Origin of the sequence: Kineobactrum salinum, assembly GCF_010669285.1 — a bacterium.
Taxonomy (GTDB): Bacteria; Pseudomonadota; Gammaproteobacteria; order Pseudomonadales; family Halieaceae; genus Kineobactrum; species Kineobactrum salinum.
Window position 1 is genome coordinate 1,797,186 of sequence record NZ_CP048711.1, and the last position, 20,696, is coordinate 1,817,881.

Here is a 20,696-nt window from a genome sequence, read left to right on the forward strand (position 1 = left end):
ACAAGTACGCCTCTCAGGTCACCAGGAGAACCCCATGCCAAGCCCGACAAAACGCATTCTGCCCCTGCTGGGCATCGCTGTAGCAACACTGCTGCTGGGCGCCTGTGCCAGCGGTCCTCCAAGGCCGGATGTCGACTACAAGCCGGATTACGACTTCAGCCAGGTCCGCAGCGTTGCGTTCTATGAGGATTCCGGCACCGTGGAGGGCGACAATCCGTTGCAGCTGAGCGACATGCAGAAGGAACGCATCGACACCGGCATTCGCACGGCCTTGCAAAACAAGGGCCTGACCGTGGTGGATGACCCATCCCAGGCGGACATGCTGGTAAGTTGGCACCTGCTCACCCAGTTCAAGACCGATGTCCGCAGCTACGACAGGCCGGGATTCGTCGGCCTCTATCGCGGCTATAACCGCTACAGCCTGTACGACTGCTGGAGCTGTATCGGGCCGCGCCAGGACATCGTATCGAGCAACTACACCGAGGGCACATTCATTGTCGACATGATCGACCCCGAACTGGAACGCTCGGTCTGGCGCGGGGTGACCCATTCCCGCCTCTCCGGCGAGCAGGTGCGGGACCAGGCCGAGTACAACGAAGCGGCTGCCGCAATCTTCTCCGCCTTTCCGCCGGCCCCGGAAGACCCCGGCTCCTGAGAGCATTGGCCACGTTTGGCCGAATATGACCCGCGGCCTAGCCGGTTTCGATACCCCGCCCGCCCCGCCAGGCCTTAGCATACTGTGCCCAACCGAGCACAGGATTTCGCCATGTTTTCGCTGCAAGCCAAAGTCGCCTTCATCACCGGCGGCACCGCCGGCATTGGCCTGGCCACCGCCAAACGGCTGCGCGCCGCCGGCGCCGAGGTCATTATTGTGGGCCGCCGGGAAGCGGGCCGGACACTCGCCGCGGAGCTGGGCGCCACCTTCCTGCAAGCCGACCTCACCCGGGAAGAGGAGTTGGTTGCGGCCCTGGCGCAGGCGCGCGAGCGCTTTGGCGGCATGGATATCCTGTTCAACAACGCCGGCGTTGAAAACACCGGCCCCACCATTGAGGAAGCCGGGCCGGAACAGCTGCAAACCCTGTTCGACGCCGACCTGAAAGCCCCCTACGCCGTGCTGCACCACGGCGCCGCGCTGGTGCGCGACGGCGGCAGCATCATCAACACCGCCTCGGTGGCGGGCATGATGCAGATGCCGGGCTATGCCCAGTATTCAGCGGTGAAGGCCGCGCTGATTTCCCTGACCAGGACCGCCGCGCTGGAACTGGCGCCACGGGGTATCCGGGTCAACGCCATCTGCCCGGGCAGCGTCTGGTCGGAGATGCTGCCCCGGAGCATCCGGAGGTGGAAATCGTCAAGCTGCTGTGTCCGCAGCAGCGCATCTGCGAGCCGGAGGAAGTCGCCGCGCTGGTCCACTTCCTGGCCGCGGACGACTGCCGCTATATCAGTGGCGCAGCCATTCCCATTGACGGCGGCCTCGCGGCGGGGCTGGGCTACCCGCTGCTGACGAAGCTGATGAGCTGAGGGCCCCGCAGGTCGGCGCGCACTGGTGGCAACCGGGGTCAACCGCCGTTGTCCAGCCGCTCCGCCACGGCCTCCAGGCCGCCAAACACCGCCATATACGTGTCCACCGACGCCGCCACCGGCTGCGAGCTCAACACCACCATGACCAACTCGCGGTCCCGGTCCATATAGATCACCTGGCCATGGATGCCCAGCGACAGCATGACCCCGCCCTCGGTATCCTTCACCCACATCTGGTTGCGGTAGTGCCACCCCGGCAGTGCCGGGCCGTACATCCCATCGGCAAAGCACTGCTTCGAGCTGGCATCGCCGCGCAGGGTGTCGTCGATCCAGCTGGCGGGGACGATACACTCCCCGCGCAGGCTGCCGCCGCTGTTCAGCATGCGGCCGAAATTGAGCAGGTCCCTGGCACAGGCGCTCATGCCCGCCCCGACATAGGGAAAACCGGAGCGGTCCACCACGATGCTGGCGTCGTGGCGCATGCCCAGCCGGCCCCACAGCTCCGCCGCCAGCAGTGCCGACAGGGGCTGGCCCATGGCCCGTTCCAGCGCCATGCCCAGGACATTGGTGGCCACACTGGTGTAGTAAAACATCGAGCCATCCTCCCTGGCCTTGCCCCGCAGCGAACGGGCGTAGTCCAGCAGCGTGGCCGGGGTGCTGGCGGTCACCAGGGCCGGGTGCCAGCCCACCACGGCAGCTTCCCGCCAAAAATCCGTCTGCGGGTCGTTGTACTCTTCCTCGTAGCGCACTCCCGCCGACATATCGAGCAAATGACGCAGGGTGGTGCCCGCCCAGGCGGGAGTGCCCAGCTCCGGCACGTAGTCCGCCACCAGGCGATCCGGGTCCAGCTGGCCCCGCTCCACTGCGATTCCGGTCAACATGCCAACAAAGGTCTTGGTCACGGAATTCACCAAGTGGTGGGAATTGGCCCGCATGCCATTGAAATAGTGTTCCGCCAGCAGCTCATCGCCTTGCAGCACCAGGAAGGCATCGCAGCAGGTGTCGTCCAGCAGCTCCGCCACCGACCTGAGTGCCCCGGAGGTGCAGTGATACTCCCAATCCAGGATGTCCCGGGGCCGGGCCGCGGGCTCCGGACCCAATGCCGGCCCCCGGGGCAGCCGGCAGCTGGGAAACAGCTCCTGCATGATCTGAAAACTGCGGCGATTGTGCGGGGCCTGGCCCCAGTTGCTGGTGGTCGGTTGCGGGCTGTGATTCATCGGTGCGGATCTCCTTGCGATATTGACTGACTGGTATATATATACCATTATATGGGTCACAAATACCACAGCCGTACAAAGGCGCACTTCACAGCAATAACAGGAGCAACCAGAAATGAGAAAAGCACTGTTGGGGAAAGCGGTACTGGCAACATTGATTCCGGCAATCCACGCCCAGGCCTGGGGGGCAGGCCTGGTCATCGAGGAGGTGGTGGTCACCGCACAGAAGCGCCTGGAGAGCATCCAGGACATTCCCGTGGCCGCCAGCGCCTTCACCGCGGCGGGACTCCGCGAACGCGGGCTCGCGGACCCCCAGGATCTGAGCAGAGCCACCCCCAACCTGGACATCTTTTCCGCCTTCGGCGAGACCGCTCCCAAAGTGACGATTCGCGGCATCGGCTCGTCCAGTTTCAACCAGAACACCGAGAGCACCGCGGTTATTTACCTGGACGAGTTCCCGCTCAATCCCACCCCGGCCAAGCTGCCCCAGTTCTTCGACCTGGAGCGGGTGGAGATACTGCGCGGCCCCCAGGGCACCCTCTACGGCAAGAACACCACCGGCGGCGCCATCAACCTGATTACCCGCCGCCCCAGCGGCGCAACCGGTGGCCACCTCACGCTGACCGCGGGCAAATACGGCCAGCTGGATGCCGAGGGAGCCTTCGAGACCGCGCTGGCGGGTGACTGGTCGCTGCGGGTAGCCGGCCGCTCCCAGCACCGCGACGGCTATGGCACCAACCTGGCCAACGGCGAGGACATTTACGACAAGGAGGCGCTGGCCGCCCGCGTCGGCCTGCTCTACGAGGGTGCGCAGCTGACCAGCTACCTGAAGGCCTGGGTCCACAAGTCGGGTGCCGACGGCTACTACATTAAAACCCGGCAGACTGACTTTGCCGGCAACCCCGCCCCCGCCAACCCCATCACCGGCGCGGTGACAGTGGCACCTGATGACCCCTACCGCGGCGCCTGGAACGAGGCCCACAACGAGGTGGAGAACCGGGGCCTCAACGCCAATATCGACTACGACCTCGGGGCCCATACGCTGAGCCTGGTGACAGGCTACCTGGAATCCGACAACCACAACGACACCGACTGCGACGGCACCGACAGCGAGCTGTGCCGCATCGACTATGTGCTGGAGGCCGAGGAATTTTCGGCTGAGCTGCGCCTCGCGTCCAACCTCGATGGGCCCTTCAACTACATCGCCGGCCTGAGTTACTTCCGCGAGCAATTGGACATCGACAACTTCTACAACCTGATCTTCGGGACCGCCCAGTTCACCCAGGCGGGAGAACAAACCGCCACCGCAGCCGCGATCTTCGCCGACGGCAGCTACCAGCTCAGCGACCGCCTGGAATTGCTGGGCGGCATCCGCTGGACCCGGGACGAGAAGGAGATCCGCTTCGCGGGTCACACCGTGGCGGCAAGCCCCTTCCTGATAGACGACAGCGAGACCTGGACCGAGCCCGGCTACCGCGCCGGCCTGAGCTGGTCGGCAGCGGAAGACGCTACGCTCTACGCCACCTACAGCCACGGCTACCGTTCCGGCGCCTACGACACCGGCCTGATCAGTGACCCGACAGCCCAGGGCGTCGCCACCGACCCCGAATTCGTGGACAACTATGAACTCGGACTGAAGAGCTTCTGGCTGGACCGGCGCCTGCAGCTGAATGCGGCCCTGTTCTACATGGAGTTCACGGATCAGCAGCTGCTGGTCGTGCGCCCCGGTTCGCTGTGCTGCTCCCAGGACAACGCCGGCGAATCCGAGATACGCGGCCTTGAGCTGGAGGGCCAGTGGCTGGCCACGCAGGCGCTGACCATAGGCTACGCCGCCACCTGGCTGGATGCCGAATACACGCAGTGGGACAAGGACGGCCGCGACCTCGCCGGCCAGGCGCTGCCCAATGCACCCGAATACCAGCTCAGCTTGAGCCCCGAGTACGCGGTGCCGGCCTGGGAGGGCGAGGTGTTCGTCGCGGTGGATTACAGTTACGTGGGTGAGACCCGCGTCGGCAACGATTTCGATCGCCTGGAGCGCGACATCCAGGGCTCCCACAGCCTGGTGGACGCCCGCCTGGGCTACCGTGGAGAGACCTACGACCTGCTACTGTGGGGCAAGAACCTGGGCGACAAGGCGATATTGCGCGACTACCTCGACCTGAGTTCCTTCGGCTTCGTACAGACCCTGTACGGCGAGCCCAGATCCTATGGCATCACGCTCAACTATCGGTTTTAATGGCGGCGATGACACACACGGCCGGCATGCGCCGCCACCCGTCCATTGCGAGCCGCCATGACAGCACCCGCCCCCACCCAGGCCAGCGAAAAGGACTGGCGCCACTCACCCCGGGCCCAGGCCATACTCGATGCCGCCATCGAGCTGATCCGGGAACAGGGCTACGCCGCGCTGACCATCAAGAAGGTGGCCGACTCCGCCGGGGTCGGGGTGGGCAACCTGATGCACTACTTCCCCACCAAGCGCATCCTGATGTGTTCGGTCATCGACAAGCTCTCCGTCGACTACACCGAGCTGTGGGACAGAAAGGGCTTCCACACCTTCGCCGCCACCGCCCGCGACCAGCTGGACCACTACCTGCAGTTCTACTTCGCCATCCTCACCAACCGCGGCCTCAACCTGCTGGCCTGGGACATCTGGGCCATGTCCGGCCGCAACGAGGACATGCTGCTGGCCCGGCGCCAGTTCGAGGAGCATATCAACGCCAAACTGGCTCGGCTGTTGCAGGCCGTCAATCCGCAGCTGACCCGGGAGCGGGCCGAGGAACTGGCGCTGATGATTCACGCAATGATGAACGGGCTGTCGCTGTACATGGGCAAGGACAAACCGATGAGCCGGGCCGCCCGCGCCTCGCGCAAGCGCATCAAGGAGGACATCCTCTACCTGATCGAGCGGGATTGAGGCGACCCCTGGAACTGGCATTTGCCGTGCCGGGTCGACAATAGGCAGCTGGGCTATTGAGCCCCGGGCGCGGCTTTGCTATAGTCCGCCGTCCTGAATTGGGGCTTGGCTGGCAACAGACCCGCTGCTCAAAACACCCCCAATCACGTTTTCCGCCCGTAGCTCAGCTGGATAGAGCGCTGCCCTCCGGAGGCAGAGGTCGCAGATTCGAATTCTGCCGGGCGGGCCATATAAATCAACAAATTATTGGGTCAGCTGCTCACACCTAGCAGCCTGTCGGACTTACGCCCGACAGACGTCGTTTGAAGTTGTAGTAATTACGCAGGTTAGCCTTTCGGCTCGCGGTGGCTCTCAAGGAGGTCACATTGACCTCTACAGCGCCACCAGGCGCTCCCTGCAGGGCGCAGAAATGGTGGAAGACCCTCATACCGCCAGGCTCAACACATTCATCCGCTTTACGTTCCACGCCAGGTTGGTCAATGTCCACTCGCCCGCGACATCGTCCACTCCTCGGCGCGAGAACTGCTGCAAGCCCAAGACGTGCTTGATAATGCCAAACACGGGTTCCACCGTTTTCGCGCGCCAGCAGCAGAACCTGAACAAACAGGTTCTCAAACTGGGGCAAAAAGCGGCGCCGGAACGCGGCTATGGTGTCGTGATCCGGAGGCGTGTTGGCAGCCAGGTAGCGGAAGGCAATCGAGTCATGGGTGGCGCGTTCAATCTTGCGGCTGGAGAACACCCCGGTGGCGTAACCGTAAATCAGCAGACTTAGCAAAACAGCGGGGTGATGGGCCTGCGAACCGCGTCCTGCGTATTGCCTCGTCAGGTCAGACAGGTCGAGCTGATCAACGACCTCGACCACAAAGCGCGCCAGGTGATCTTCGGGTATCCAATCCTGCATGGAAGGCGGAAACAGATAGTCAGTCTCCCGATCCGCGGACCTCGACCGGCCATGCTGTCAGTTTTTTTTACATCCACCTCCCGCGGCAACCGGCATGCTGTGCCATCCGATTGATTTCAAACAGAAACTATGAAGTGGCACCGATTTTGCTGAACCCCAGCGGTGCCCAGCAGGTAGGTCTATAGCTCATCAACTCTAACCCAACAGCATGACCAGCAGGAGTGTATGCATGAAGAGTAAATTTCGCCCCAGGATGATCGGAGTGATTGGTCTAGTCGCTTTCTCAGCGGCCGTTAGCGCAGCTCCTATCTTGCAGCCTACGGGCGCCACCAGTAGCGTTGGCTTCTACAACTCCTCGATCCACTGGTCTCCTCAGAACACAATCAATCAATCCGGCCTGGCAGACACATACACGTCGCTGGTCACGGACTTTGACGAGTTCGTACCTAACACGCTGACTCTCGGCGGATCGAACAGTTTTAACGCTTGGTTCGCACCGCAGGGGGTTACTACAGGCACAATAACATTTGACCTTGGTGGAACTTTCACAATTGATGGCTTTGGATTGTGGACCGACTACCAAACCGTCGGACAGGGAGTTAATGACTTCACGCTTTTCGCTGCTCTCGACGACAGCTTCACTTCCTCGACGAGCCTTGGCTCATTCAACGCGGCCGAAGGGACGGGTGAAAGCGAGAACTTTGGACAAATCTTTTCCTACAGCCCAACGGAAGCCGCCTTCGTGAGTATGGTGATCACTTCGAATCATGGTTCGGATTTTACGGTCGGGTTCTCCGAGGCCGCGTTTCGCGTCGCGGGCCCCACCCTCCGCTCTCAACTGTTCCCCTGCCCGCTTCGCTATGGCTGCTGATCGCAGGATTTGGCGTCCTGGCTCTGACCCGTCGGCGAATCTGAAGCGGATGGTGAGACCGTGTACAGGCCGAGCCTCGTATTACTTGTATGACGCCCAGTTGGGCAGGAGCGGGTAGGGCATGAAGATCTGAATGTTGCGCACTCGTCATGCGCGCCAGGACCTCACGCAGGTAAGCTTGCGGGCCCACCGTTGACCCCCTCGACTTGGTCGGGGTCAGCACATTGGAATCGCGCTGGCCACTGCGCAGGAGACCCGCGAACAGCCAGTTGTCCCACGCTCCCCACTAGCCGCCGCCGTCCCGCTATCGGCCGCGGCTGGCCGAGAGAAGTTCGCCACCCGGCCCGGAGGCGCTCACAGCTCCGGGTCAGGGCGGCCAATGACGGCCAACGCTCGGAACCCGGTCTCACATAGTCACGTAATAGTGTGCCCACAAACATTACACTTTTATCGCGGAGCCCCGAAAGCGCGGTTGAGATCGACGTAAAGTGTAATGTTTCGATTCTAGCCCCAACCCAGTGTTAATGCGGGTTTCAGCGGTTTCACACAAATTAGGGTCGACTGAGCTCTACAGATATCGGCTGGATTCCACCCATATTTTTTTTGGACTCCGGAAGCAGTCGCAGATTCGAATTCTGCCGGGCGAGCCATTAAATCAGTATGCTACGGAAATATAGTCGCCTCGACAGACCCCGAAGATATAACTTCAACCCACATCCAGTCCCAAAGGACTGATGTCCCATCCCAACTTACCGAAGCTTCCAGAGCGCGATTCTGAAAGGCTGTCCATGGAAATGGCCCATTGCTCGCTGTGAGCTACGGCCCGATCCACTCCCGATTCCGCCAACCCCCATCCATCAAAACAGTCCAATACATTGCCATTCCAGACTAAAGCCCTACACTTAATGCTGTACAAATACGGGTCTTCCCCTATTCGGGTGGATCCATAGCCATTTCCCCGCTCTCCCCCTAAAATACCAGGCTCTAAATTGTCGGAATTGGCCTGGTTAGTCAATGGATGAATTGTCACTCTACGAACGCATTCTTGGGCTTCGTGATCCTTGGGCTGTTGAGCATGTCGAGCTGTCCGAGGACGAGGTGGTTCATGTGTATATCGAGTACGATCGGGATACTGAAATCCTCTGTCCTGCGTGTGGTTCGGCATGTCCCCGTTACGACACCCGCGATAAGAGTTGGCGACATCTGGACACTTGTCAGTTCCAGACCATTGTCCATGGCGCTGTGCCCAGGGCTCAATGCCATGAGCATGGCGTCTTACAGGTCGATGTTCCTTGGGCAGAAAGGAATTCCCGATTTACGCTTCTGTTTGAAGCGATGGCGATCAAATGGCTCAAAGAAGCCAGTATCAATGCAGTGAGCCGTCGCTTAGGACTCAGCTGGAATGCCATCGACGGAATCATGCGCCGTGCGGTAGAGCGTGGTCTGTCTGCCCGCCAATCGGTGGATTACCACCATATTGCTGTTGATGAAATTAGCAGCAAGAAGGGACACAGGTATTTAACCATTATCTCCAATGATTCAGGTCAGGTAGTTGATATCCGGGATGATCGCACTAAAGGCAGTCTCGGTGACTTCTATAAAAGCCTGTCGGAGTGGGATCTAAAATCAATTGAAACCGTCAGCATGGATATGTCGCCGGCGTACCTTTCGGCCACCAAAGAGCACTTGAGTGATTGGGATCAAAAAATCTGCTTTGATAAATTTCATGTGGCTATGGACCTAAACAAAGCCGTTGATGCCATCAGGAAGCAGGAGATGCGATGCGTCCCAACCGATTATAAAAAGCCTTTACATCTATCTCGCTTTAGTTGGTTGCGCTCCGAGGCCAGTTTAAAACGCCACCACCGAGACACCATTAGTGCGCTTTCTAAAGTGGCAAAGAAAACAGCTCGAGCATGGGCAATTAGGCAGTACGCGATGCAGTTATGGAATTACTCGAGTCGGGGCTGGGCTCAGAGAGCTTGGAGCCGTTGGTATAGCTGGGCAGCCAGATGCCGGCTGGGTCCGATTAAAACAGTAGCCGCCAGCATTAAAAAGAACCTTTGGGGCATCATTAATGCCATTGTTCATGGAAAAAGCAATGCTGGAGCAGAAAGTATCAACAGCAGAATCAAGCTGCTAAAGGTTCGCGCGCGAGGGTTTAGAAATAAAGAGCGCTTTAAGACAGCGATCCTGTTTCATTTGGGAGGCTTACGCCTATTGCCCGCCCACCTGAATTAGGGAAGACCCACAAATACACAGCACCAGGAAGACAGCCCCATGACCAATCTCGCCTTCCCTCCCATCCCCGTCGACTTTGACACCGACCATCTCGCCAACGAAATCACACTTCTCGCCGGCCAGATCAATGCCGCCAACCATCGGCTGCTCAAACTCATCGCCCAATTCGACCAACGCAAAGGCTGGAGCGGTGGCGGCACCGTGCGCTCCTGCGCCCACTGGCTGAACTGGAAATGCGGCATTGCATTGAGCGCCGCGCGGGAGAAAGTGCGGGTGGCGGGCTGCCTGGAATCCCTGCCGCAGATCGACACAGCCTTCGCCGCCGGTGAGATCAGCTACTCCAAGGTGCGAGCCATGACGCGGGTGGCCACGCCGGAAAATGAGGACTTCCTGCTGCGGATCGCCCAGTACGGCACCGCCAGCCATGTTGAAAAAGTGGTAGGCAAATACAGGCAGGTGACCCGCAAGAACGATGCCGAGGCGGAGCTGGAACAGGAGGCGGCGCGCAAACTGGTGTACTACCAGGACGATGACGGCATGTGGGTAGTCCACGCCAGGCTGCCCCAGGAGGCCGGTTCGCTGCTAGTGAAGGCCATCGAAACCGTGGTCGCACCGGTGCAGGAAGAGAAACAGGCACAACGCCGGGAGGAACAGAAGCGACAATCGCAAGAATCCGTTTCCGCAGAAACACAATCAAAGCCCTTCGAGACCAATGAACCCTTCCGCTTCCAGGAGTTGCTGGAACACAGCCGGGCGGACGCGCTGATCGCGATCGGTGAACACTTCCTCGCCACCGGCGGCACAAACGCTGGAATTGCGGCACTCAAAGGCAGCGAACGCTGCCAGATCGTGCTGCATGTCGATATCGAGACCCTCAGAAAGCAGCAACACGCTGCCGATTGCGAGTATTCACACTGCAATCAGGATGACAGGCGCTGGATTGCACCGCATACCGCCAGGCGCCTGTCCTGTGGTACCAGCCTGGTGACCGTGCTGAATGACGAGAACGGCAACGTACTCAATATAGGCCGCCGCTCCCGAACTGTCCCGGCCGCCATGAGCAGGGCATTGAAAATTCGAGACAAGACCTGCCGTTTCCCCGGCTGCTGCGAGTCGCGCTATGTGGATGCGCACCATATCCGGCACTGGATTGATGGCGGCGAGACCAGTCTCGATAATTTGGTGACTCTGTGTCGATACCACCACAGGCAGTTGCACCGGGGCGCATTCACCCTTTCCACCCAAAGCAACGGATCTGGCAGGCGGCTCGTCTTCAAGACACCCGCGGGCCGCATACTGGAAACAAGCCTTGCTCCCCAGTTCCCGGACGTCTCCGCGGAAACGCCCGGGACCGCGCTGCGAAACATTGCGCCGGATATCAATGCCAGAACGGCAATAACCCGCTGGACAGGGGAAAGTTGTGATTACGGGATGGCGGTAGACGCATTGCTGCAACGAGAGAGTATTGAGAAATCAGAGGTGGTCGGCCTTTGATGGAACTTGATCAGCGCAAGCTCCATTCAGCGGCTCCTTGCAGATCGCTGAAAGCGGCTCACGAAGACAGTGACTATCGAGGTCCAGAACATGGCCACGAGTCCGCCGGCGGCCACATCGGACGGCCAATGAACCTGCAAGTACAACCTTGAAAAGGCAACCAGCAATGCGAGCAGCAGTATAGCATTCGCCAATGCTTTCATGAGCGCCCCCTGTTCCAGAGTATGACTGCCAAGGGCAGGGCGAAGGCCAGCGCCTGTGTGCTGTGGCCACTGGGAAGAGCAGAGTCGAGGGGCAACATGATTACCGCTGATTCCTCGAGCCCGGGCCGGTCCCGCGCTATCAGGCGCTTGAGCAGATAGGTTGTCAGCGATGCGCCGTAGAAGACGGCACTAAAATAGTAACCGCGCCATTTGTGCCTCCCGGCAAACAGCACAATCGTCAGCAACGCCGCCAACGGGCCAAGCAGATAAAAGGATCCCAGCCAGGTCAAGATGCGAAAAAAAGTGTCCAGGAATGGCAAGTGCCAGAGAAGAAGTTCATCGAGGATCATGCGCTCCAGCGTTGGCTCTACCGGATCGGTGAGTTGTCCAACAAGACCGAGAAACAACAGCAGCGTCAATGACGCCACACAAGCTCCGATAACCGGTCTCACGCCGGGAGGTCCAAATGGATATGGCAGTGCTTGGAGTCTTCAAAACGTGTAGTTAACGCCAACATGGCGGTCGTCCATGCGGAGGTCATCAGAACTGTACGGTTTGAGTGAGTCTATGGCAAGCATCATCGAGAAGGCTCGGGTCAAAAAACGAGGCCGGGCATGTGACCCGGCCTCTCGGCGATCTATTCGCCTGACTTGCGCCTGTCGCGCTTCTCACGCCGCTTTTCTTTCAGGCTCTTCACTGCTGCCTTCCTGGGCTTTTCCTTGCTCATGCCGATTGCTCCATCGAATGACACAATGCCGGGCTGCCGCTGCTGTTCCGGACACAAGTTAGGGCTTTGCGGCAGAGAAGCTGCTTCATGGCGCAGACCCTCCTTCTTTTTCATCTCCATGCATTTCCGCTGTCGCAAGAATTTCAACGAGAAGAAAGCGGTATTCCATGCCACCAAGATCTACTTTGGCGATATCCCCCACTTTGCTCCCGAGCAAAGCGGCGCCCAGGGGTGAAAATACCGATATCCAGCCACGATCTGGGTTCGCCTTGCCAGAGGGCATCAGCAATAACTCGGCTTGCCCGCGATAGCACAGGTCTTCAACTCGTACGGTACTACCCAGCCGAGCCACCTTTGGAGCAGTGCCTGCCACTCCATGCTTGCTGTCGAGGATTTCCAGTCGATCGAGGATTCTTGCCAACTGGAACGGCTGGCCATATACCCGCAGGCTGCCGCAAAGAGAACGCAGCGAGGGCAGGAAACTGACGGTCATTTTTCTAACTCCCACAGAAACGCCACTGGCACATACGCGCCAATGATTACTTGTCGTCTTTAATCGTAAAGAGGAAGGACTGCCAGGCGCCCGAGAGCACCTGGCTCAACGGAGAAAGGTGGGGGCCTTTGCGAGCAAGAGACTATACGTCAAGTTCCACATAGAAAAATATACCGTGCAATACACTTTCAACATAGAAAGAACGCCGGAACCATAGCCCTTCCGTACAGCAAAAGCAAACGGGCGGCTGGAATAGCGGGCACGACCAGTCCGCACAAGGCCCTTATGCTCGTTGCGGCACCTCATTCGTACCCGCAGCCATCGCAACGAAGGCGTCCAGATAATCCAGCCCTGCGTCGGCCTCTCTGCGCCCCAGGTGAATCTGTTTGCCAACGCCCTCCTCGCCCATGCTTATCGCACACAGCGGCAGGGTTTGGGCGTAGTTCGCCACCAGCCAGTCCGGCAGTGCAGCGATGCCCCGGCCCGCCGCCACCATCTGCAGCATGATGTCAGTGGTCTCGATCATTTTGTGTTTGCGGGGACTGCAGCCGGCCGGTACAAAGAAATGGTTGAACACATCCAGCCGTTCAACCTCTACAGGGTAACTCAACAGTATCTCGTCTCTGACGTCTTCGGCGGCGAGCCAGGGCCTCGTCGACAGGGGATGATTTGCAGGCAGTACCAGCACCTGTTCATAGTCAAACACCGGGGTGAAATCCAGACCCGGTTTGTACAGCGGGTCAGGGGTGACCAGCAGGTCGATGTCGTGATTGAACAGCGCGGCAAGCCCACCGAACTGGAAGGCCTGTTTCACGTCCACATCCACGTCGGGCCACGCCTGGAAAAAAGGGGCGACCACCGTCAGCAACCACTGGTAACAGGGGTGGCACTCCATACCGATGCGCAATTCGCCCCGCAAGCCCTTCGCCATCTGGGCTATCTGTGTTTCGGCATACTCGAACTGCGGCAACAGGCGGTTGGCCAGCGCAAGCAGCTGCTGGCCGGCCGGAGTCAGGCGCAGATTGCGCCCGTCCCGCTGCCAGATGGCTGCACCCATTTGCTGTTCCAGCTTCTTGATGGCGTGGCTCAGGGCCGATTGGGTCAGGTGGAGGCTTGCCGCGGCCTCCGTCAACGTGCCCTGCCGGTCAACCGCCCGGACGATGGCCAGGTGATGACGGTCTATCATGAATTTTCCTCATCTATTTATGCAAACAAACCATTATTGTTCATAAGTGTATCTCACTACCATGGTCTCCGCTTACATCAGGGAGGTACCACCATGGCTATCATTCACAATCTGGGTTTTCCCCGCATCGGCGCCAGCCGGGAACTGAAATTCGCGCTGGAGTCGTATTGGAAGGGCCAAAACAGCGCCACCGAATTGCTGAGTACTGCCAGCACACTGCGGGCAAGGCACTGGCAACAGCAGTCCGGGCTGGACTGGGTTCCGGTGGGGGATTTCTCGCTTTATGACCAGGTGCTCGACATGAGCGTCACGCTGGGCAACCTGCCCCGGCGGGCGCAGGGTACCGGCGAACTGGATGCCTACTTCCGTGCGGCCCGCGGCCGTTCACAGGGAGACGGGGAACAGCAGAGCGCCCACGCTGCGGAAATGACCAAGTGGTTTGATACCAACTATCATTACCTGGTGCCAGAGCTCGATGCAGACACTCGGTTCACGCTCAATTGCGGCAGGATTCTGGCACAGCTCGCCGAGGCGGGGGAACACGGGGTCGCCGCAAAGGCAGTCATCATTGGCCCCGTCACTTACCTGCACCTGGGCAAGAGCAAGGATGGCAGCGACCGGCTGGCCTTGCTCGACCGGCTGCTGCCTGTGTACCGGGCGCTGCTGGACGAGCTTGCTCGCGCGGGAGTGGCGTGGGTGCAGATCGACGAGCCGGCGCTGGTCACCGACCTCGACAACGATTGGCGCGATGCATTCGAAAAAACCTACGCCTACCTGGCAGGTCACGGCCCGCGGAAGCTGCTGGCCACCTATTTCGGAGCCCTGGAGGACAACCTCGGCTTGGCGGCCAGCCTGCCGGTGGAGGGCCTGCACCTGGATTGCGTCAGCAGCGAGGGCCGGGGGTATGAGGAGGTTCGTAGCCTGCTGGACAGCCTGCCGTCTGACCAGGTGTTGTCGCTTGGGGTGATCAACGGGCGCAATATCTGGAAAACAGACCTGAACGCCGCGCTGGACTTGCTGGAGCCCCTGGCGGAAGCGCTCGGTGATCGGCTCTGGCTGGCGCCTTCCTGCTCGTTGTTGCACCTGCCTTATTCCCTGGAACGAGAGGAAAAACTCGATGCCGAGCTGAAGTCCTGGCTGGCTTTTACAGTGGAAAAACTGGACGAACTGAAACTACTGGGGCGCGCCCTGAATGAAGGCCGCGCCGCCGTTGCAGAGCAACTGCGCGCCAATGCCGAGGCGCTGGCCAGTCGCCGGCAGTCACCGCGGGTGACCGATCCCGGCGTACGCAAGGCTATCCACGGGATCACCCCGATGCTGGGACAGCGTCGCAGCGATTACACCCGGCGGGCGCAGATCCAGCGCGAGAAACTCAAGCTGCCCCGGTTTCCCACCACGACCATCGGTTCGTTTCCCCAGACCGCGGATATTCGCCAGTGCCGCCTGCGCTACAAGAGGGGCGAATTAAACAGCGAACAGTATCGGCAGTCCATTCAGCAGGAAATCGCCCACTGTGTGGCCGAGCAGGAAGCACTGGGGCTGGATGTACTGGTGCACGGGGAAGCAGAGCGCAATGACATGGTGGAGTACTTCGGCGAACAGCTCGACGGCTACGCATTCAGCCAGTTCGGCTGGGTGCAGTCCTACGGCTCGCGCTGCGTCAAGCCACCGATCCTGTACGGTGATATCCGCCGCCCCAGGGCCATGACAGTAGAGTGGATTCGCTACGCACAAAGTCTTACCGACAAACCCGTGAAGGGCATGCTGACCGGCCCGGTAACGATACTCAACTGGTCCTTTGTCCGCGATGACCAACCGCGCCGGAACAGTTGCCTGCAACTTGCCCTGGCAATACGCGAGGAGGTCCTGGACCTGGAAGCTGCGGGCGTCAGCATCATCCAGATCGACGAAGCGGCCCTGCGGGAAGGCCTGCCCCTGCGTCGCGACAGCTGGCAGGCCTACCTCGACTGGGCAGTTGAGGCCTTCCGTGTCGCCGCCAACGGCGTCCGGGATGACACCCAGATCCATACCCACATGTGCTACTCGGAATTCAATGACATTATCGAGAGCATCGCCCACATGGATGCCGACGTCATCACAATAGAGACATCACGCTCGGACATGGAGCTGCTCGACGCCTTCGATGACTTCCGCTACCCCAACGAAATCGGTCCCGGCGTATACGACATCCATTCGCCCAATGTCCCCTCCGTCGAGGCGATTGTGACACTGATGCAAAAAGCGGCGGAAAAGCTCCCGGCGGAGCGGCTCTGGATCAATCCGGACTGCGGCCTCAAGACGCGAACCTGGCAGGAAGTGCTGCCGGCGCTGCGCAATATGGTCAGCGCAGCTCAAACCCTCAGGGGACCTGCGCGTAATGCGTGCAACGCTCAAAAAATACTCGTGGGGAGGATTCCTGTACTAATATCAGAGAAGCATCCGTTTCACGGAGACAAAGCCAAAAAAAGGGGGCGTGAAATTGCTGCACACAATGATAACAGGATCCAACCGTACCGCCGTCAGCCACCGCGTGCTGACAGTTGCCATCACCTGGTCAGTGGGCGCTGCCAGCCCTGCCTGGTCCGGGGAGGCATCGATAGAGCAAGTATTGCAACACCATATGGCGCTGATCAATCAGCAAAAGGTGGCACTGGAAAAACAGCAACAGGCGCTGGAGGCCCAGGAACAGGAGATCCGGCAGCTGCGCGCACGCCTCGATCAGCTGCGCTCGCGAACCGTCGCCAGCGGGCCCGGGCCGGATCAGCCGCCCCTGCCGGCCGAGCCGGTGGGTCAGGCTCCGCCAGTGATCAAGGATTCACCCGCCCTGGACATTCCCCGTATCGCGGACAACGTCGGCGGCGTCCTGACCGGGCGGGGCAAGTTCATTCTCGAGCCGTCGCTGCAGTACTCCTACTCCGACAATAACAGGGTCTTTCTGGACGGATTCACGTTCCTGCCCGCGATCGCGATAGGGTTGATCGACCTGCGGGAAATCAAGCGCCACAGTACCATTTTCAGCGTCGCCGGACGCTACGGACTGAGTTCCCGCCTGGAAGCCGAGCTGCGCGTACCTTATGTCTACAGGGAAGACAGTCAACGCTCGCGGCCGGTCAGTATCGGCGTCGGCGATGACCAAATATTCGAGGCGGATGGCGATGGCCTGGGCGATATAGAACTGGCACTGCGCTACCAGTTGAATGAAGGCCGCGCGGGCTGGCCCGTATTCATCGGCAATCTGGTCACGTCCTTCGACACCGGCTCCAGCCCTTTCGACGTGGAGTTTGTACAATCCACCCCCGGCGCCATGTTTCCGACCGAGCTGCCCACCGGGGCGGGGTATCTCAGCGTGCAGCCCGGCATCTCAATGCTGTACCCGACCGATCCGGGCGTATTTTTCGGCAACCTGAGTTACAGCTGGAATGAAGAGACTGACGAAGACATAGCCGGCATAGAGCGCAGCGTGGACCCGGGAGATACACTGGGGCTGGGTTTCGGCATGGGGTTTGCGCTGAATGACCGCAGTTCCTTCAGTATTGCCTACTCACACAAGCACGTGTTTGCCTCAAAAACCGACGGTGTGGAGATCAACGGCAGCGTCCTGGATATTGGCCAGCTGAGCATCGGCTATTCAGTACGCGCCAACACCGCCACACGCTACAACCTGTCGGTCAACATTGGCACCACGGATGATGCCCAGAATGTCGGCCTGACCCTGCGGATGCCTATGACGTTCTAGGGGGCTGCGGCCCAACTCACCGGAACGCCGGCTCGATAAACTGGTTGAAAATAGCGGCCCCCGGGAGCTGCTGGTCGAGGGCTGTGGGAGGGTGCAGTTCGATATCGATGTTGCTGATGGTTTCTATCAGTTGATTGTCCATTGCGTTCTGGATAATCGAATTGAGCAGGCTGTCGGTAAACTGCGCGCCAGCGTCCGGAGAACCGCCCTGCAACAACGCCAGGTCTTGCGGCGACTCAAAATAGGAGGCGAAGGTTTCCACCCCATTTTGATATACACGTTTGTCTATGCTGATATTGATAACCATGCCGTTGTCCAGTACGAAGCCGCCCCTCGCAGCCTCGAGTTCGGCATCGGAGGCCAGTAGAGAAGGATCATGGGCCGCACCATCGGGTGCGGGGGCAGCGGCCACCAGCCGGGCGGAGGCCAGAGACAGCAGGCAGACCAGCACTGTTTGCAGCCCGGCGCGGCCGGTTGCTCCAGAGCCCTGATCTTGCGGTATCGACATTCCTCCAGTCTCCATTACAGATCAAACGCTCCCCGGCGGAGCAGGTTGGAGTTGGCCAGACTGCTCCGGTCCACCCCGGCAGCGAGAGGCGCCCTGACCCGCGGCTCCCAGGCCTGATCGTCGTGGTAGGTCGAGGAAGCATGGTGGGAGCCATCTTCGATCAGAAATAGAATACGGTTTTCCCACATCGCTTCGAACTGTTGCCGGTCTATCGCCTTGATACCCACCGAGGGGTCGCCCACCAGGATCTCCCGGGGCCTGCTGCCCTTTATGATGACGAAGTGTAGATAGCCCTGTTGATTAACAATGGTGATTGCGGGCACGTTCAGCTGTTCCAGCGCCACCTTGAAACCGTTCGAGCGGTAACCGCGGCGCTGCAGATAGTGCTTCATGTCCAGCATTGAAAAGCCCTGCCGGCGAATCTTGTTCTGATCGCCATGGTCGAACATGTCGACGAAGACCTCGCGTTCGCTGACCGGATCCCGATAATGGAAGGTCAGCAGACTGGCGAGGGCGGCAGAGCCACAGCTGAAGTCGTACTGCTGGCGGTAGACAGTACTGAACTTTCTCTCCGCAAAGCTCGTAACCGGCACGGTGAAATGTCCGCCCGCAGCGACACCGCCAATTTCCATGGCTACCGCAATGGCGCTCATGCCGGTCAACAGCGATGCCAGCAACGCTGACCGAAATAGTTTCCCAGCCAACCTCGTCGACCATCTTCCTGAACTCGGCATCATGGAAATATCGTTACATTGACGATGGTGGAATCCTGGATGATCACATTGTTGCCGGTATTCTGGATGATGGAAAACAGACCACTGGCACGCGAAAACGAATCATCAATGACGTTGTCACCCGTCACGTTGCCGATGGCGATGTTGTCGCCAAGATCCGCATTCAACTGTGAGTTGGTGAGCTGCGTGACATCAACCACGCCACCCTGCCCCGCGCCTGCTCCAGCTCACCGAGTGTGACAGCGATGGCTGCCGTGGCGGGAAGATCTGCCGCCCGCGAACCCGATTCGTCCCCGGCAAGGGCTCCCTGTGCCAGGCCACATACCATTGTCACTGCAATATTTGACAACCAGTTTGAAGTTATTCGCATAATTTCCGTGGGGCAAGTGGAACGCTCCCTGCCCCAGCGCCTCCTTCAGCAAACGGTGGCTTGATGGCCACTGTCGAGCTTGAAGAACAGTTGCCAGCGCGTCCTGCACTGGCAACCCGACCGGATGTTCCTGCCATCTTCCCTGCGCAGTACTACATCCCCCTGCTATTGCGCCGCAGCACCGCCAGCCGGGTTCAGCGTCACGTTGCCCTGGAACGAAATCTGCTGCTGACTCAGCACATTGCTGCCAAGGTTCTGGGCATTCTGGTTGATGCCCGCCGTGCCATCGAAGGAGTCACTGATATTGGCGCTTGGAGTGTAGGTTGTGCCCTCCGCCAGCGACACCATGACGGAATTGCCGGTCACCGTCCCGCTCAGCATGGAATCGTTCACGCTGTAGGTGTAGTTCGCGGTGGCCGTGCCGCCGTTGTTGGCAGCAGCGGCACCGGCGCCGGACGCATCGGCTGTGCTGTTGTCGGAGTTGTCACTGTTGTCCGAATTGTCGCTGTTGTCGATCGCCACATCAATCGTGGCACCAGCGAGGATGCTGTTATCGGAATTATCGGAATTGTCGGAATTATCTGAGTTGTCGGACTCATCGTTGTTGGCGGTGCTGCCATTGTTCGCCGCGGCGCCAGTGGCTGATGCCATGCTGTTGTCAGAGGCATCCGAATTGTCCGAATTGTCCGAATTATCGCTGTTGTCCGAGTTGTCGCTACTGTCCAGCGCAACATCTATCGTCGCATTGGAAAGCAGGCTGCTGTCGGAGTTGTCCGAGTTGTCCGAGTTGTTGGAGTTATCCGAATTATTGGAATTGTCTGAATTGTTGGAGTTATCGGAATTGTCAGAGTTGTCCGAGTTGTCACTGCTGTCCAGAGCGACATCCAAGGTCGCGTCATCGAGAATGCTATTGTCGGAATTATCCGAGTAGTCGGAATTGTCCGTCCCTACAGCACTGGAATTCTCGTTTGCCGAGGATGAACCATCGCCGGAGTTATCGGACGAGGCTGTCGCCGTCTGAGTCTGAGCTGACTCAGTCGCAGTGTTGGTGGGGTTGGCCCAGACACCAGAGGCCGCCGTACCCAGGGCCAGCGCAATACTGAACGCCAATATATTACGATTTTTCATGTCAGTTCTCCGTTTTAATCATGTATTGCCATAACGATCCCATGTCGCCGAGGCTCGGCGCGCCGCCTTGCACGGTTCCGGGCAAGCATCTCGACGGTGTTGGCCAATGTGTCCTTATCGCCCCTTAAAAACCATAAAAAACAATCTCAAAAATACCTGAAAAATTCAGATTCCGAACTATAGTGTTAGTAGCCAATCGTAGCTGGAACACAAGAAAGGGGGGCACGGTTCCAATGGAGGAATCTCCACCTGATAACCGACCAATATTGCTCGTCTCGGGCGATAGCTTCATTGAGGGCCTGGTACGGGGCTACTGTCTTGCGCATAGCCTGGAACTCGAGGTGAGGCGCCCCGCTACCGGGGTGATCAGCGGGGACATCGGGACGCCGTCCCGGTTACTCATCGTCGACAGTCGCAGCGCTGGCCAGGCAACTGACGAACAACCAGCT

General features: G+C 59.5%; 19 protein-coding genes, 1 tRNA gene and 3 pseudogenes. 12 read left to right on the plus strand and 11 right to left on the minus strand.

Features of this window, described 5'->3' with window-relative positions:
- Positions 1 to 34 precede the first annotated feature (34 nt).
- The 3 genes and pseudogenes from G3T16_RS07660 to G3T16_RS23045 all read left to right on the plus strand — a co-directional run bounded on the left by G3T16_RS07660 (position 35) and on the right by G3T16_RS23045 (position 1,521).
- Positions 35 to 655, plus strand: coding sequence for a DUF4136 domain-containing protein (locus tag G3T16_RS07660; RefSeq protein ID WP_163494536.1), 621 nt, complete (start codon positions 35 to 37; stop codon positions 653 to 655).
- A 111-nt stretch (positions 656 to 766) separates the two neighbouring features.
- Positions 767 to 1,315 (plus strand): annotated as a pseudogene (locus G3T16_RS07665) (SDR family NAD(P)-dependent oxidoreductase); the annotation flags it as partial.
- A gap of 26 nt (positions 1,316 to 1,341) precedes the next feature.
- A complete protein-coding gene (locus G3T16_RS23045) occupies positions 1,342 to 1,521 on the plus strand; it encodes an SDR family oxidoreductase (RefSeq protein WP_408610735.1) in 180 nt (59 codons plus the stop codon).
- A 38-nt stretch (positions 1,522 to 1,559) separates the two neighbouring features.
- On the opposite strand, the gene G3T16_RS07670 is transcribed toward G3T16_RS23045, so the two are convergent.
- Positions 1,560 to 2,738 (minus strand): serine hydrolase domain-containing protein, encoded by a 1,179-nt coding sequence (locus tag G3T16_RS07670; RefSeq protein ID WP_163494538.1) that lies wholly within the window; start codon positions 2,736 to 2,738, stop codon positions 1,560 to 1,562.
- Positions 2,739 to 2,853: 115 nt separating this feature from the next.
- Here G3T16_RS07670 and G3T16_RS07675 point away from each other — a divergent pair, with 115 nt between their 5' ends.
- The 3 genes from G3T16_RS07675 to G3T16_RS07685 all read left to right on the plus strand — a co-directional run bounded on the left by G3T16_RS07675 (position 2,854) and on the right by G3T16_RS07685 (position 5,884).
- Positions 2,854 to 4,974, plus strand: coding sequence for a TonB-dependent receptor (locus G3T16_RS07675; RefSeq protein ID WP_163494539.1), 2,121 nt, complete (start codon positions 2,854 to 2,856; stop codon positions 4,972 to 4,974).
- A gap of 57 nt (positions 4,975 to 5,031) precedes the next feature.
- Positions 5,032 to 5,655 carry a TetR/AcrR family transcriptional regulator gene (locus G3T16_RS07680; RefSeq protein WP_163494540.1) on the plus strand — a complete coding sequence of 208 codons (624 nt, stop codon included), beginning with the start codon at positions 5,032 to 5,034 and terminating at the stop codon, positions 5,653 to 5,655.
- A gap of 152 nt (positions 5,656 to 5,807) precedes the next feature.
- Positions 5,808 to 5,884, plus strand: a tRNA-Arg gene (locus G3T16_RS07685).
- Positions 5,885 to 6,226: 342 nt separating this feature from the next.
- Here G3T16_RS07685 and G3T16_RS07695 read toward each other — a convergent pair.
- Positions 6,227 to 6,556: pseudogene (locus G3T16_RS07695) on the minus strand (transposase); the annotation flags it as partial.
- A gap of 229 nt (positions 6,557 to 6,785) precedes the next feature.
- Between G3T16_RS07695 and G3T16_RS07700 the strand changes: the two are divergent.
- The 4 genes from G3T16_RS07700 (at position 6,786) to G3T16_RS07715 (ending at position 11,162) form a co-directional block, all read left to right on the plus strand.
- A complete protein-coding gene (locus G3T16_RS07700; protein ID WP_163494541.1) occupies positions 6,786 to 7,427 on the plus strand; it encodes a hypothetical protein in 642 nt (213 codons plus the stop codon).
- Positions 7,424 to 7,471, plus strand: coding sequence for a hypothetical protein (locus G3T16_RS23055; RefSeq protein ID WP_408610746.1), 48 nt, complete (start codon positions 7,424 to 7,426; stop codon positions 7,469 to 7,471). Before G3T16_RS07700 ends, G3T16_RS23055 begins: the two co-directional genes overlap by 4 nt.
- Positions 7,472 to 8,441: 970 nt before the next feature.
- On the plus strand, positions 8,442 to 9,668 hold the full coding sequence (locus G3T16_RS07710) for an ISL3 family transposase (protein ID WP_163493957.1): 1,227 nt from the start codon (positions 8,442 to 8,444) through the stop codon (positions 9,666 to 9,668).
- A gap of 39 nt (positions 9,669 to 9,707) precedes the next feature.
- Positions 9,708 to 11,162, plus strand: a complete 1,455-nt coding sequence (locus G3T16_RS07715; protein ID WP_163494542.1) for an HNH endonuclease signature motif containing protein — start codon at positions 9,708 to 9,710, stop codon at positions 11,160 to 11,162.
- Positions 11,163 to 11,188: 26 nt separating this feature from the next.
- On the opposite strand, the gene G3T16_RS23060 is transcribed toward G3T16_RS07715, so the two are convergent.
- The 5 genes from G3T16_RS23060 to G3T16_RS07740 all read right to left on the minus strand — a co-directional run bounded on the left by G3T16_RS23060 (position 11,189) and on the right by G3T16_RS07740 (position 13,771).
- On the minus strand, positions 11,189 to 11,365 hold the full coding sequence (locus G3T16_RS23060) for a phosphatase PAP2 family protein (RefSeq protein WP_163494543.1): 177 nt from the start codon (positions 11,363 to 11,365) through the stop codon (positions 11,189 to 11,191).
- The gene (locus G3T16_RS07725) at positions 11,362 to 11,793 is read right to left on the minus strand and encodes a phosphatase PAP2 family protein (RefSeq protein WP_163494544.1); all 432 of its coding nucleotides are present in this window, start codon (positions 11,791 to 11,793) and stop codon (positions 11,362 to 11,364) included. Before G3T16_RS07725 ends, G3T16_RS23060 begins: the two co-directional genes overlap by 4 nt.
- Before the next feature lie 209 nt (positions 11,794 to 12,002).
- Complete coding sequence (locus tag G3T16_RS07730; protein WP_163494545.1) at positions 12,003 to 12,206, minus strand: hypothetical protein; 204 nt, start codon at positions 12,204 to 12,206, stop codon at positions 12,003 to 12,005.
- Positions 12,178 to 12,585 (minus strand): GreA/GreB family elongation factor, encoded by a 408-nt coding sequence (locus tag G3T16_RS07735; protein ID WP_163494546.1) that lies wholly within the window; start codon positions 12,583 to 12,585, stop codon positions 12,178 to 12,180. Before G3T16_RS07735 ends, G3T16_RS07730 begins: the two co-directional genes overlap by 29 nt.
- Positions 12,586 to 12,868: 283 nt before the next feature.
- Positions 12,869 to 13,771 carry a LysR family transcriptional regulator gene (locus G3T16_RS07740; RefSeq protein WP_163494547.1) on the minus strand — a complete coding sequence of 301 codons (903 nt, stop codon included), beginning with the start codon at positions 13,769 to 13,771 and terminating at the stop codon, positions 12,869 to 12,871.
- Positions 13,772 to 13,864: 93 nt separating this feature from the next.
- On the opposite strand from G3T16_RS07740, the pseudogene metE reads away from it, so the two are divergent.
- Positions 13,865 to 16,144: pseudogene (gene metE, locus G3T16_RS07745) on the plus strand (5-methyltetrahydropteroyltriglutamate--homocysteine S-methyltransferase); the annotation flags it as partial.
- Between the two features lie 430 nt (positions 16,145 to 16,574).
- Entirely contained in the window at positions 16,575 to 17,507 is a 933-nt protein-coding gene (locus tag G3T16_RS21825) for a transporter (RefSeq protein ID WP_163494548.1), read from the plus strand.
- A 16-nt stretch (positions 17,508 to 17,523) separates the two neighbouring features.
- On the opposite strand, the gene G3T16_RS07755 is transcribed toward G3T16_RS21825, so the two are convergent.
- The 4 genes from G3T16_RS07755 to G3T16_RS07770 all read right to left on the minus strand — a co-directional run bounded on the left by G3T16_RS07755 (position 17,524) and on the right by G3T16_RS07770 (position 20,247).
- Entirely contained in the window at positions 17,524 to 18,015 is a 492-nt protein-coding gene (locus tag G3T16_RS07755) for a hypothetical protein (RefSeq protein WP_163494549.1), read from the minus strand.
- Positions 18,016 to 18,029: 14 nt separating this feature from the next.
- The gene (locus G3T16_RS07760) at positions 18,030 to 18,719 is read right to left on the minus strand and encodes a C39 family peptidase (protein WP_197911955.1); all 690 of its coding nucleotides are present in this window, start codon (positions 18,717 to 18,719) and stop codon (positions 18,030 to 18,032) included.
- A gap of 29 nt (positions 18,720 to 18,748) precedes the next feature.
- On the minus strand, positions 18,749 to 18,949 hold the full coding sequence (locus G3T16_RS07765; RefSeq protein ID WP_163494550.1) for a hypothetical protein: 201 nt from the start codon (positions 18,947 to 18,949) through the stop codon (positions 18,749 to 18,751).
- Between the two features lie 335 nt (positions 18,950 to 19,284).
- A complete protein-coding gene (locus tag G3T16_RS07770) occupies positions 19,285 to 20,247 on the minus strand; it encodes a hypothetical protein (protein WP_163494551.1) in 963 nt (320 codons plus the stop codon).
- Positions 20,248 to 20,696: the final 449 nt, after the last annotated feature.